Raw genomic sequence first — 12,324 nt, 5'->3', positions numbered from 1 at the left:
GTGATGGATGGGGTGAGGCGAATCAACTGCGGAAGGACGTGGGCACGACGGGGTCGAGCAGGCGCAGCAAGGCGCGCCATTCACGCGAATCGGGATTGCCTTGCGCCAGGCGATTGCTCTCGCCGCTGGCGTATTGCCGGGCGGTGTGTTCGCTGACGGCTTCGCTGACCGGATGCACGGCCTGGCCGCTGCTCTGAATGGCCAGTTGCACGCGGCAGGCGCGATCCAGATTGAGCATGTAGATGAAGGCCTGCGATACCGAAAAGCCGGTGGTGAGCAACCCGTGGTTGCGCAGAATCATCACCGGGTGCTCGCCCAGATCGGCGACCAGTCGTTCACGCTCGCCGTGATCCAGGGCGATGCCTTCGTACTCGTGGTACGCCACGCGGTTGTAGAACTGCAGCGCCCATTGATTCACCGGTTGCAGACCGCACGCCAGCGACGACACGGCCACGCCCGCCACCGTGTGAGTGTGCAGCACGCAGGCGATATCGGGCCTGGCCATGTGGATGGCACTGTGAATGGTGAAGCCGGCAGGGTTGATGTCGTAGGGGGAATCTTGCAACGGCTGGCCGTCGAAGCCCACCTTGACCAGCGACGAGGCGGTGATGTCGCGAAAGAGATGGCCGTAGGGGTTGATGAGAAACGCGCCTTCCTCGCCATCCACGCGCGCCGAGATGTGGGTGTAGATGCTGTCGTCCATGCCGAAATGGGCGATGAGGCGATAGGCGGCGGCGAGATCCTGGCGGATTCGCCACTCGGTTTCCGTCATGTTGGGCGGGACGGCGACTGCGTGAGCACTGACCATGAAGAACGTCCTTCGTGTCGATAGCCGCGAGGCAGGAATAGCCTGCGAGTAGACCCATCATAAGTCGATCGTCAACTGTCGACAGTTAGCAGTACTACTGATATGCTCGTCCACAACGCGGTGCTATAAAGCGCGCCCAAGCGCTCGGGATCGGTCCGAAAAGCGCCGCGCAGAGACAGAGATTGTGTAAATGAATGCCATGACTAAAGCCGCCAGCGCCTTTGAATCCATCGACATGCCCGACTTGGTGGGCGTGGTCGAGGCGCGGCTCACGCAAGCCATCGTCGAAGGCCGGTTGCCGCAGGGCAGCCGAGTGGTCGAAGCCGAGATCGCGCGCCAGATGTCGATCAGCCGCGCCCCGGTCCGCGAAGCGGCCCGCCGGCTCGAGCGCCAGGGCATCCTGATCGCGCGTCCGCGGCGCGGATTCTTCGTGCGAGAAATCACCGTCAAGGAAATCGACGACCTGTTTCAGGTGCGCCTGAGCCTGGAGCTCACGGCGATCGAAGCGGCCTGCCGCAACGGCGACGCGGCCGGCTTCAAGCGGCTCGAGGCGCTGCTCGCGCGCATGGTGACCGAGGCGAACGATCTGCAGCAGCATGCCCGCATCGAACTGGATCTGAGTTTTCACACGATGCTGTGCGAACTCTCCGGCAACGATTACCTGCTGCGCCTGTTTTCCAGCACGCAAACCGAGATGCGGATGATCATCTCGCTGATCGATAACGTCTATCACGACCCGGAAAAGGTCGCGGGCACGCACGAACCCATTCTCGCGGCCCTCCTGGCGCGTGATGCGCCGGCCGCGATGGCGTGCATGAAAGTTCACCTGGACGATGCCTGGCAGCACGTTCGCAACCTGTTCGTGTCGCAGCATGGGACTGCGCCCGAACCCAAGAGGGGAGCACCACGCAGATGAAAGTCGTCTACAGCGACCGGCACGCCATCCATGACCCGCAATTCTTCGTCGTTCGCGGGCAAGTGCGCCGCAGCAACGAGCAGCCCGAACGCGCCGCCCGCCTGCTGGCGGCTGTCGAGCGTGACGGGCACAGCATCGTGGCTCCCGACGATTTCGGGGGCGGCCCCCGCGCTGCCGTGCATACGCCGCTGTATCTGCGCTTTCTTGAAACGGCTTACGCGCGCTGGCGCGAACTCGACGGTGCAGGCCCCGAAGTGGTCGGCAACGTGCATCCGTTTCCCGGCCAGCCCTATACCTATCCCGAGAGCATCGTCGGTCAGGCCGGGTTTCATCTAGGCGACATGGCCTGCCCGATCGGCGCGGGCACGTGGGAGGCCGCGGCCTTTGCAGCGCACACGGCATGTCATGCCGCGCAATTGGTGCTCGACGGCGAACGTGCCGCCTATGCGTTGTGCCGCCCGCCGGGGCATCATGCGTATCCGGATCGCGCCAATGGCTTTTGCTATCTGAACAATGCCGCGATCGCCGCGCAGTATCTGCGGGCCGCGCACGACCGTGTGGCGATCCTCGATATCGATGTGCATCACGGCAACGGCACCCAAGGCATTTTCTATCGTCGCGCCGATGTGCTCACCGTGTCGTTGCATGCCGACCCGCGCTACACCACGCCGTTCTTCGTCGGTCACGCCCACGAGTGCGGTGAGGGCGACGGTCTGGGCTACAACATCAACCGCCCGTTGGCATTGGGCACGGGCGACGCCGGTTATCTCGACGTGCTGCGCCAAAGCTGTGCCGATATCGCGGCGTTCGCACCGGGGGCCCTGGTCGTGTCGTTGGGTCTGGATGCGCATGAGCGCGATCCTTATAAAGGACTGGCCGTCACGACCCCCGGCTTCGCGACGTTGCTCGCCGAAATCGCGCGTCTTGGATTGCCGACGGTACTCGTGCAGGAAGGCGGGTATTTGTCGGACGATCTGGGGTTGAACCTGTCGAGCGCCTTGCGCGGTTTCGCGCTAGGCGCTTGAGGGCCGCCCGATGACGATCGATCATGCACCCGATGACGATGTGCTGAGCGCGCCGTCGCCCGATGTCGATCTCGATACGGCGCAGGCCCTGGCCCGGCGCCATTTCGGCATCGCGGGCGAACTCTCCCGCTTGAGCGGCGAGCGCGACCGCAACTTTCATGTGCGCACTGCGTGCGGCGCGGAGTATGTGCTCAAGTTTGCACATCCCGCAGAAGATGCGCGCATCGCGGACTTTCAAACACAGGCGCTGTTGCACGTGGCGCGCGTCGACCCCGATCTGCCGGTGCAGCGGGTGCTGCGCACGCGTGACGGGTTGCCGCAGGCCACGTTGAACGTTGACGATCCCCTGGCGCCGGTCGCGCAGACGGGGGCACCCGGCAGCACGCGCGTGTTGCGTCTCTTCAGCTATCTGCCCGGGTTGCCGTGGCCTGCCGCCGAGCGTTCCGTTGCTCAGCAGCACAATCTCGCGCGCATGCTCGCACGGCTGGACATCGCCCTGCGCGATTTCCGGCATCCAGCGGGCGACATGCATCTGCCGTGGGACATTCAACGTGCCGACGCCGTGGAACCGTTGCTCGGCGCGATCGCCGATCCCGACCGGCGTGCCCTGGCGGCGCGCAGCCTGGCGCGCTTCATCGATCATGCCAAGCCGGCGCTGCCGGGCCTGCGCACGCAGCCCATTCATAACGACATGAACATTCACAACGTGCTGGTGGCGCCCGATGCGCACGACACGATTGCGGGCATTCTCGATTTCGGCGATATGGTGCATGCCCCGCTGATCGACGATCTGGCGGTGGCCGCTGCGTATCAATTGACGCCGTCCGCCGATCCCGTGGCGGCGATCGCCGGATTCGTCGCGGCCTATCATGCCGTCAATCCGCTGGATGCGACCGAGGTCGACGTGCTGTTCGATCTGATGATGGCGCGCATGGTGATGGTGGTGGCCATCGGCGGCTGGCGCGCGGCGCGGTACCCCGAGAACGCCGACTATATTTTGCGCAACAACGCGATCTCGTGGCAGCGGCTGATCGCATGCGATGCGGTGCCTCGCGCGACGGCGCAGCGCGTCTTGCGCGCGGCGTGCAACCTGTCTTGATGGAGTTTTCACGCATGTCTCGCGATCCTGCTTCTTCTTCGTCTGCGTCCGCCCCGAGCTTGAGCGCACCTGCGTTCGATGCCGCAGGTGCCGCCCGCGTGGCGCATGGCGATCCCCATGCGGCCGAGATGGTGGCCCGGCGCAAGCGGCTGCTCGGCCCGGCCTATCGGTTGTTTTACGAGGAGCCCGTGCACCTGACGCGAGCGCGCGGCGTGTGGATGTATGACGCCCACGGCACGCCGTATCTGGATGCCTACAACAACGTGGCCTCGGTGGGGCATTGCCATCCCGCCGTGGTCGACGCACTGGCGCAGCAGGCCGCCATCCTCAACACGCACACGCGGTATCTGCACGACACCGTGCTCGATTACGCGCAAGCCTTGCTGGCCACGTATCCGCCCGAATTCGGCCACGTCATGTTTACGTGCACGGGCAGCGAAGCCAACGATCTGGCGTTGCGCATCGCGCAGGCGCACACCGGCGGCACCGGGCTCATCGTGACGCGGTTTGCCTATCACGGCGTCACGCTGTCGATTGCCCAGGCGTCGCCGTCGTTGGGTCAATACGTGACCCTGGGCGACAGCGTGCGCACGGTGGCGGCCCCCGATACTTACCGGCAAACGCCGGAAGCGGTGGGGCCCGCTCTCGCGCAGGGTGTGCGTGAGGCGATTGCCGATATGCGGGCGCGCGGCATTCGCCCCGCAGCGCTGCTGGTGGATACGATCTTTTCGAGCGACGGGGTGTACGCCGATCCCGCGGGCTTTTTGCGCGAGGCGGTCGATGCGATTCATGCGGCCGGCGGGCTTTTCATTGCGGACGAAGTGCAGGCGGGCCTGGGCCGCACGGGCGATGCGATGTGGGGCTTCATGCGGCATGACGTCAAGCCCGATCTGGCGACGATGGGCAAGCCGTTGGGCAACGGTCATCCGGTCGCCGGCGTGGCCGCACGGCCCGAGGTGCTCGAGGCGTTCGGCCGCACGGCACGCTACTTCAATACGTTCGGCGGCAATCCGGTATCGGCTGCCGTCGGGTTGGCCGTGCTCGATGTGGTCAAGCGCGAATCGCTGATGGCCAATGCTGCCGACGTGGGGCATTACATGCGCGGCCGATTGCGCGCGCTGGCCGCGCGGCACGATCTGATCGGCGATGTGCGCGGCGCCGGATTGTTCGTGGGCGTGGAGCTCGTGCAGGACCGCGCACAACGCACGCCGGCCACCGAGGCAGCCGCACGAGTGGTCAATGGTTTGCGGCAGCGTCACGTGCTCACCGGCACGGCCGGCATGCACGCCAATACCTTGAAGATCCGCCCGCCACTGACCTTCAGTTGCGCCGATACAGACGTACTGATCAGTGCGCTGGACGACGTGTTAACGTCGCTCTGATTCTGATCATCCCCCGTCCTCATGTCTGCCTTGCCTCCCCAGCTCATTATTTTCGATTGCGACGGTACGCTCATCGATAGCGAATTCATCGCCGCCCAAGCCCAGGAAAAACTGCTCAACAGCTACGGCGTGGCGATTACGTCCGAAGAGATCGGCCGCCGGTTCACCGGCTTCACCGATACCGATATGTGGGCGCAACTGGCGCGCGAACGCGGCACGCCGTTTCCCGATGACATGCGGGTGCGCTACGACACCACCCTCGAAGCCTTGTTTCGTTCGGATCTGCGCGCGATCGACGGCGTCACGCCATTGCTCGACGGCGTGGATGCGCTCGGCTTGGCGCGTTGCGTGGCCTCGAACAGTTCGCCCGAGCGATTGCGATTGACGCTGGGTATTCTGGGATTATGGGATCGGCTGGGCGCGCACGCCTACAGCTCACGTCTGGCGGCCGCGCCCAAGCCCGCGCCCGATGTGTTTTTCTACGCCGCCGCGCAGATGGGCGTCGCCGCCGAGCGGTGCGTGGTCGTGGAAGACAGCGTTGCCGGCGTGACGGGCGCACGTGCAGCCGGCATGCCGGTCATCGGTTTCGTGGGCGCGCGCCATTGCGAAGCGGGGCTCGATGCCGCGCTGCTTGCGGCCGGCGCGTATTGCACGGTGGATACGTTGAATGATGTGCTGGCGGAGATCACGCGGCTCGCCGCCGTGGATGCCACGCAGCCGGGCTAGCGGTCGAACGCACCGATCGCCTGGAACCACAGGTAATCCAGCGGCACCAGTACCGCGAACGTAACGGCCGCCATGATCAGGCACAGCACCATGCCGGCCCGCGCCGGCACCCGTCCCATGCCCATGGCCACCACGATGGGCGCAGCCTGAAACGGCAAGAGCGGTGTGGCGTAGCCGATTACCTGAATCATCAACGTGGTGAGAAGCGGAAACCCCGAGGCATCGGCCAGCGTGCCGGCAAGCGGCGTGTAAAGCGCCGGCAAGCCGTTGGCGGTGACGACCACGCCCAGCACGACCGAGATGCCGGTCATCGCCATGAAGTTGAAGAAGGGCTTGGCGGGATCGATCGGCACGATGCCGAGCACGGCCTCGCTCACACGCTCGCCCAGGCCGCTGGCGGCGACCATGGCAGCCAGCCCCAGAATGCCGGCCACGTAGATGCAGGTGCGAAAGTTGACCTGCGTCGCGAATTCGTCGCCGGTGACCGATCCGATGCGCGGCAGCAGGCAGATGCAGGCTGCCGCCAAACCGATCCACGCAGGCGAAATGCCATGCCAGCCGTCGGTAAGCCAGAAGGCGAGCGTGATCGCCAACAGCACGCACAGGCGTATTTCGGCGGTGCTGAAGGGCCGTGCCGGTTCGCGCTGCGGCGTGCGACGCGGCGGATCGCGAAACAACACGGCGATGCAGCCGACGAGCAGCACACCTTTGAGGACGCCCAGCACCGGCGTGTGCAGGAAGAGATAGGGCAAGTAGGCGAGTTGCAGCCCATAGGCGCTTTCGATGGCGCCGGCCATGACGAGGTTGGGGACATTGGCCGGCAGGATCGACGTCGATAGTTGATAGGTGCCGAAGCCCACGGCGAGCGCCATCCCGATGCGGCCGCGGCTGCCGGGCTCGAATCCGAGCCGGTCGGCCAGCACCATGACGATCGGCATCAGCAGTGCGATGCGGCCCATATTGGAGGGCATGAAATAGGCCAGCACATAGGTGAGCAACACCACGCCCACGGTCACCCGAAGATAGGAGCCTGCGAGATGCACCGAGAGCTTGCCTGCCGCGCGATCGGCAAGCCCGGATTTCTTCAGTGCGATGCCCATCACGTAGCCGCTCAGAATGAGCCAGAACGCAGCGGAAGAAAATCCGGAGAAGATCACATCGCGGCCGACCACATCGAAAATCGTGGCCACGGAAAAAAACAGCAGGGCCGTCAGATACTCCGGCAACCGGCCCGACGCCCACAGGGCGATCGTGGCGATGGTGAGTAAGGTGGCCATGGCCGGCAGGCTTTCGATCCACGCCAACATGCTGCAGTCCTTCAACCTCGAATGGGGATGGGCGAGTGTAGGTCAGCGGCGCACCGGCCGCCGGGGTTTACGCTCAGTCGACGATGAACAGCGTGGCGCCTACTGCCGTCGACGAGCGATGCGGTTCGGCATTGTCGGCCACCTGGTAGCTCATGCCCGGAGTGAGGGTGTAGGTGCGGCCGTCTTCGAGTTCGGTGTGCAGTTCGCCTTTGATGCACAACAGAATGTGGCCTTTGACGCACCAATGATCGGCCAGATAGCCCGGTGTGTATTCGACCATCCGCACGCGGATGCCGCCAAATGTGCAGGTGCGCCAATAAGCCATTCCGGTGTCGCCAGCGTGCTCGGTAGGCGTGATCTGCGACCAGTCGGTCGTGCCGAATGGAATGTCTGACATCTGCATGGTGTACGTTTCCCGGTGCGAAAAAGGCATCACATTCGCGGAGATTGGCGTGTGCGTCAAGCGCCGTCACGGGTTGCCATCTGGATGACGGTTCCAATCCGCCGCATTCGATCCATCGAAGTTCGACAATGCAGAACGGCATCCCGGGTGTACACGATTCGGTTGAGAACGCGCAACCGGGTGTAGTCAGAACGGCGTCACGCGTTGCAACGCTTGTGGGCGTACTCGGTCGTTTGCGGCATTATCGGGTGATGGACACTACACCTTCCGCAGTCGGCCCGATGGCGAAAGCGACAACCTGCTTCGTGTTGCTGGGTCCCATCCTTGCCGTACTCCCGATGATCGCGTCTGCGATCGGATCGGGCGAATGGGGCGCGGTGCCTCGCCTGGCGTTGATGGGCTATTTCCTGGGCGCCATCCCGGCTGTGCTGGCCGGCGGGGTCTTCGCCGGCACGTTGGCGGTGCTCAAGCGCCGCGGGTTTCTGCCGTCGATGGGCGGCGCGATGCTGGTGGGGGCCATTGCCGGCGTGGTGGGCGCTGCCGCCGTGACGGTCGTGATGATGGCACGGTTTGGTGGGCCCACGGGCGAGGGCGCCATCATGGGGCTCGTGCTGTTGATGCTGCCCGCCCTGTTTGCCGGTGCCCTGACTGCCATACCGGCCTGGATCGGCGTGCGTCGCAGCGCTTACTTCACCGATAACCCTTCCGCGGACGACGTGGACGCCGACGCGCGTGCTGTGGATGCGATCGCGGCCGGTATCTGGCGTCCGCCACCGCCGCCCGAACCCGGTCCGATCCCGCAACCTCGGCGGCGCACCGCGACGTCCGTGCGCGTGAACGATCCCGCGTCCGTTTGAGCGAATGAGGCGGCCGCTTTCAGTTGCGACCCGTCGCCCTGCAGGTGGCGGTTAGCGTCCCAGCATCTTTTTGACCAGCATTACGACTCCAAGAACGAGGCCGCCGGCCACGATGCCGAAAAGCGCATTGAGCAGGGTGGGTACGACGAATTGCACGACGGCGCCCATGCTGTCGGCGCCGCCCATCGAGGCGGTGATGCTTTCGATGGCGTGATGTACCGGTGGGATGCCGTGCGTGAGGATCGACCCGCCCACCATGAACATGGCGGCGGTCCCCACGATGGACAGCGTTTTCATCAGGTAAGGAGCGGCACCTACGATGCCGCGTCCGATACCGCGGGCGACCGAAGATGCTTTCGTCGTGAGATACAGACCCAGGTCGTCGAGTTTGACGATGCCGGCCACCAGGCCATATACGCCCACCGTCATCAACAGCGCGATGCCCGAGAGCACGATGGCCTGCTGCGAAAAAGGGGCGCCTGCCACGGCACCCAGAGTGATGGCGATGATCTCGCCCGAGAGAATGAAGTCGGTACGCACCGCCCCTTTGATCTTCGTCTTCTCGAATGCCACCATGTCGACTGCCGGATCTTGCAATGCCTGCGCCCGCTCGGCGTGCTTGTCGTCGTCTCGGTGCAGAAATTTATGCGCGACTTTTTCGAAGCCCTCATAGCAAAGGTAGGCACCGCCAACCATCAGCAATGGTGTGATGAGCCACGAGGCAAAGGCACTGATCAACAGGGCTGCGGGCACCAGGATCAGCTTGTTGATGAAAGACCCTTTGGCCACCGCCCAGACCACCGGAATCTCGCGGTTGACGGGCACTCCCGAGACTTGTTGCGCATTTAGCGCCAGATCGTCGCCAAGCACACCGGCGGTTTTCTTGACCGCCACTTTCGTCATGATCGAGACGTCGTCGAGCATCGTGGCGATGTCGTCGAAAAGTGCGAAAAAACTGCTGCCTGCCATGATGGGATCCCCGGGGGTTGGTCGTGCGTGGGCGCGAGTTTACGCCGTGTAGTGTTTCAAATAGGCCGCTGTACGGCTCTCGGTGTGATTGGCGATGAGGGTGGGGGCGCCGCAGGCGACGGTCGTGCCGCCCGCCTCACCTGCGCCCGGGCCGATATCGATGATCCAGTCGCTCTGCGCCGCGACGCGCATATCGTGTTCGACCACAATCACCGTGTTGCCCAGGTCCACCAGCCGCTGCAACTGCAGCATCAGGCGGTCGACGTCGGCCGGGTGCAGGCCGGTGGTGGGTTCATCCAGCACATACAACGATGCCCCGCGTTGCGGCCGTTGCAGTTCGGTGGCCAACTTGATGCGCTGGGCTTCGCCGCCCGAAAGCTCGGTGGCCGGTTGCCCAAGGCGCAAATAGCCGAGGCCGATATCGCGCAGCACATCCAGGGCGCGCATGACCTGCGGTTCGCCGGCAAAGAAGTCGCATGCGGCATCGACGGTCAAGGCCAGCACATCCGCGATGTTCTTGTTGCGCCAGATGATTTCCAGCGTTTGCGGGTTATAGCGCGTGCCGTGGCATGTGGAGCAGGGCGCATACACACTGGGCAGGAACAGCAGCTCGACGCTGACGAAGCCTTCGCCCTCGCAGGTGGGGCAGCGGCCTGCTGCCACGTTGAACGAAAAGCGGCCTGCGCTGTAGCGCCGCTTCTTCGCGGCGGGCGTGTCGGCGAACAGCTTGCGCACGTGATCGAAGAGGCCGGTGTAGGTGGCGAGGTTCGAGCGCGGCGTGCGCCCGATCGGCTTTTGATCCACGCGCACCAGGCGGCGGATGTCGTCCATGCCGCTTTCGATATGGCCCGACACGGTTTGCGGGCCCGCGGCGAACAAGGGATCGCGGTCTTCGTCGTCGTCGTTCTCGAGCGTGCGGCCCAGATGAGCGGCCACCAGTTCCGGCAGGGCCTGGCTCACCAACGACGATTTGCCGGACCCCGAGATACCGGTCACGGCGGTGAAACAGCCGAGCGGGAACGCTGCGGATTGTTTGTGCAGGTTATTGCGCGTCACATTGGCCAAGCGCAGCCATCCGGTGGGCGTGCGGGCGGCGTGCGCGATCGGCGCGTGCTCGGCGAATAGATGCCGCCGCGTTTGCGACGCCTCGATATCCGCCAGCCCTTGAGGCGGGCCGCTGTACAGCACGTACCCGCCGGCCTCGCCGGCTGCCGGGCCCACGTCCACAAGCCAATCGGCGCGCCGCATCGTTTCCAGATCGTGTTCGACCACGAAGAGCGAGTTGCCGTTGGCCTTCAATCGTTGCAGGGCCTCGAACAACGCTTCGCCATCCGCTGGATGCAGGCCGGCCGAGGGCTCGTCGAGCACGTACACCACGCCGAACAACTGCGACGCGAGTTGCGTGGCCAGACGCAGCCGTTGCAGTTCACCCGACGAGAGTGTTGGCGTGGCGCGATCGAGCGCCAGATAGCCCAGACCGAGATCGATCAAAGCGGCCAGACGGTCGAGCAGCTCCTGGGCCAGGCGTTGCGCGGCCAGCCGCTTTTCTTCGGACTGCACGGGTGTGCGCCGCACGTCAGGCGCGGCGGCATGCGCCGATCCGCCGGCGGCCACGCGTTTGTCGGTTGCCGCCTTGATATCGGCGCGGCTGAGCGTGGCCGAAGCGGTTTGGGCCGTGCGTTTCGCAGCGGCGCGCCCCGACGCGCCTTTGACCTTGGCGCTACGGTCGTCTTCAGACGCGGCCGGTTCGCCGCGCGCGATGGGGCGCAGCAGGTCGGCCAGACGCGCCATCGGCAACTGCAGGAATTCGCTGATGTCCAGACCCGCAAACGTGACCGACAAGGCTTCGCGCTTGAGCCGCTTGCCATGGCACTGCGGACAGTCGCTGGAAACCAGAAACTGCGACACGCGTTTTTTCATCAATGCGCTTTGCGACGTCGCGAACGTTTGCAGCACGTAACGCTTGGCGCCCGTAAACGTGCCTTGATAACTGGGGGCCAGTTTGCGCTTGAGCGCCGTGCGGGTTTCGGCCGGCGTGAACCCGGCGTAAACGGGTACGGTGGGTTGCTCGTCGGTGAATAGAATCCACTGGCGATCCTTCTTGGGCAGATCCTTCCACGGTGTATCGACGTCATAGCCGAGCGTGACCAGGATGTCGCGCAGGTTCTGGCCGTGCCATGCCGTGGGCCAGGCCGCCACGGCCCGTTCGCGGATGGTGAGGCTGGGATCGGGCACCATCGAGGCTTCGGTGGCGTCGTACACGCGGCCCAGGCCATGGCAGGTGGGGCAGGCACCCTGCACCGTGTTGGGCGAGAAGTCTTCGGCATACAGCATCGGCTGTTTCGCCGGATAGGTCCCCGTGCGTGAATACAGCATGCGCACCAGGCTCGACAGCGTGGTCACGCTGCCCACAGAGGACCGCGCGTTCGGGGTGCCACGTTGCTGCTGCAAGGCCACAGCGGGCGGCAAGCCTTCGATGCTGTCGACTTCGGGCGCACCCACCTGATCGATCAGGCGCCGTGCATAGGGCGCCACGGATTCGAAGTAACGGCGCTGCGCTTCGGCATACAGGGTGCCGAATGCCAGCGACGATTTGCCCGAACCCGATACGCCGGTGAACACCACCAACGCATCGCGTGGGATATCCACAGCGACGTTTTTCAGGTTGTGTTCGCGCGCACCCCGCACGGTGACGAAGCCCTCGCGGCTTTTTGCGTGGTGTTGCGGATGCGGTGCGGCAGGCTTGCTCACGACGCGGTCTCCCCGTTGATGATTGGCTAAGGGGCTGCCGATGCACGGCGCGTGCCCATCGCACGCCGCGTGTATTCCCCA

General features: G+C 64.7%; 11 protein-coding genes. 6 read left to right on the top strand and 5 right to left on the bottom strand.

Going from position 1 to position 12,324, the window contains the following annotated elements; genetic code table 11:
- Positions 1 to 22 precede the first annotated feature (22 nt).
- Positions 23 to 808 (bottom strand): class II aldolase/adducin family protein, encoded by a 786-nt coding sequence (locus EYW45_RS01275; protein WP_161133566.1) that lies wholly within the window; start codon positions 806 to 808, stop codon positions 23 to 25.
- A gap of 190 nt (positions 809 to 998) precedes the next feature.
- Between EYW45_RS01275 and EYW45_RS01270 the strand changes: the two genes are divergently transcribed.
- The 5 genes from EYW45_RS01270 to EYW45_RS01250 all read left to right on the top strand — a co-directional run bounded on the left by EYW45_RS01270 (position 999) and on the right by EYW45_RS01250 (position 5,956).
- Positions 999 to 1,724: a GntR family transcriptional regulator gene (locus EYW45_RS01270; RefSeq protein ID WP_235938743.1), complete on the top strand. Its 726-nt coding sequence runs from the start codon at positions 999 to 1,001 to the stop codon at positions 1,722 to 1,724.
- A complete protein-coding gene (locus tag EYW45_RS01265) occupies positions 1,721 to 2,749 on the top strand; it encodes a histone deacetylase family protein (protein ID WP_161133565.1) in 1,029 nt (342 codons plus the stop codon). The genes EYW45_RS01270 and EYW45_RS01265 overlap by 4 nt, the downstream gene beginning before the upstream one ends.
- 10 nt (positions 2,750 to 2,759) lie before the next feature.
- On the top strand, positions 2,760 to 3,848 hold the full coding sequence (locus EYW45_RS01260) for a phosphotransferase (RefSeq protein ID WP_161133564.1): 1,089 nt from the start codon (positions 2,760 to 2,762) through the stop codon (positions 3,846 to 3,848).
- A 128-nt stretch (positions 3,849 to 3,976) separates the two neighbouring features.
- Entirely contained in the window at positions 3,977 to 5,230 is a 1,254-nt protein-coding gene (locus tag EYW45_RS01255) for an aspartate aminotransferase family protein (RefSeq protein ID WP_202444539.1), read from the top strand.
- Between the two features lie 21 nt (positions 5,231 to 5,251).
- Positions 5,252 to 5,956, top strand: coding sequence for an HAD family hydrolase (locus EYW45_RS01250; RefSeq protein WP_161133562.1), 705 nt, complete (start codon positions 5,252 to 5,254; stop codon positions 5,954 to 5,956).
- Here the strand turns inward: EYW45_RS01250 and EYW45_RS01245 are convergent.
- Positions 5,953 to 7,263: an SLC13 family permease gene (locus EYW45_RS01245; RefSeq protein ID WP_161133561.1), complete on the bottom strand. Its 1,311-nt coding sequence runs from the start codon at positions 7,261 to 7,263 to the stop codon at positions 5,953 to 5,955. The two genes, EYW45_RS01250 and EYW45_RS01245, sit on opposite strands and share 4 nt — an antisense overlap.
- Positions 7,264 to 7,336: 73 nt before the next feature.
- Positions 7,337 to 7,666 (bottom strand): DHCW motif cupin fold protein, encoded by a 330-nt coding sequence (locus EYW45_RS01240; protein ID WP_161133560.1) that lies wholly within the window; start codon positions 7,664 to 7,666, stop codon positions 7,337 to 7,339.
- Between the two features lie 281 nt (positions 7,667 to 7,947).
- Here EYW45_RS01240 and EYW45_RS01235 point away from each other — a divergent pair, with 281 nt between their 5' ends.
- On the top strand, positions 7,948 to 8,523 hold the full coding sequence (locus EYW45_RS01235; RefSeq protein WP_161133559.1) for a hypothetical protein: 576 nt from the start codon (positions 7,948 to 7,950) through the stop codon (positions 8,521 to 8,523).
- 51 nt (positions 8,524 to 8,574) lie between these two features.
- Here the strand turns inward: EYW45_RS01235 and EYW45_RS01230 are convergent, their stop codons facing one another.
- Both EYW45_RS01230 and EYW45_RS01225 read right to left on the bottom strand, forming a co-directional pair.
- Positions 8,575 to 9,492, bottom strand: coding sequence for a DUF808 domain-containing protein (locus EYW45_RS01230; RefSeq protein ID WP_161133558.1), 918 nt, complete (start codon positions 9,490 to 9,492; stop codon positions 8,575 to 8,577).
- A 39-nt stretch (positions 9,493 to 9,531) separates the two neighbouring features.
- Positions 9,532 to 12,243, bottom strand: a complete 2,712-nt coding sequence (locus EYW45_RS01225; protein WP_161133557.1) for an excinuclease ABC subunit UvrA — start codon at positions 12,241 to 12,243, stop codon at positions 9,532 to 9,534.
- Positions 12,244 to 12,324 lie beyond the last annotated feature (81 nt).

This window comes from Schauerella aestuarii, from assembly GCF_009866805.1.
GTDB lineage: Bacteria > Pseudomonadota > Gammaproteobacteria > Burkholderiales > Burkholderiaceae_B > Schauerella > Schauerella aestuarii.
Note: the sequence above shows the minus strand (reverse complement) of the source record. Positions and strands in the feature narration are given on the sequence as shown.

Bases quoted from the DNA above. Each gene is read 5' to 3' on its own strand.
- EYW45_RS01275 (WP_161133566.1), bottom strand. From the start codon at position 808: ATGGTCAGTGCTCACGCAGTCGCCGTCCCGCCCAACATGACGGAAACC.
- EYW45_RS01240 (WP_161133560.1), bottom strand. From the start codon at position 7,666: ATGCAGATGTCAGACATTCCATTCGGCACGACCGACTGGTCGCAGATC.
- EYW45_RS01260 (WP_161133564.1), top strand. From the start codon at position 2,760: ATGACGATCGATCATGCACCCGATGACGATGTGCTGAGCGCGCCGTCG.
- EYW45_RS01250 (WP_161133562.1), top strand. From the start codon at position 5,252: ATGTCTGCCTTGCCTCCCCAGCTCATTATTTTCGATTGCGACGGTACG.
- EYW45_RS01270 (WP_235938743.1), top strand. From the start codon at position 999: ATGAATGCCATGACTAAAGCCGCCAGCGCCTTTGAATCCATCGACATG.
- EYW45_RS01265 (WP_161133565.1), top strand. From the start codon at position 1,721: ATGAAAGTCGTCTACAGCGACCGGCACGCCATCCATGACCCGCAATTC.
- EYW45_RS01245 (WP_161133561.1), bottom strand. From the start codon at position 7,263: ATGTTGGCGTGGATCGAAAGCCTGCCGGCCATGGCCACCTTACTCACC.
- EYW45_RS01255 (WP_202444539.1), top strand. From the start codon at position 3,977: ATGGTGGCCCGGCGCAAGCGGCTGCTCGGCCCGGCCTATCGGTTGTTT.
- EYW45_RS01230 (WP_161133558.1), bottom strand. From the start codon at position 9,492: ATGGCAGGCAGCAGTTTTTTCGCACTTTTCGACGACATCGCCACGATG.
- EYW45_RS01235 (WP_161133559.1), top strand. From the start codon at position 7,948: ATGGCGAAAGCGACAACCTGCTTCGTGTTGCTGGGTCCCATCCTTGCC.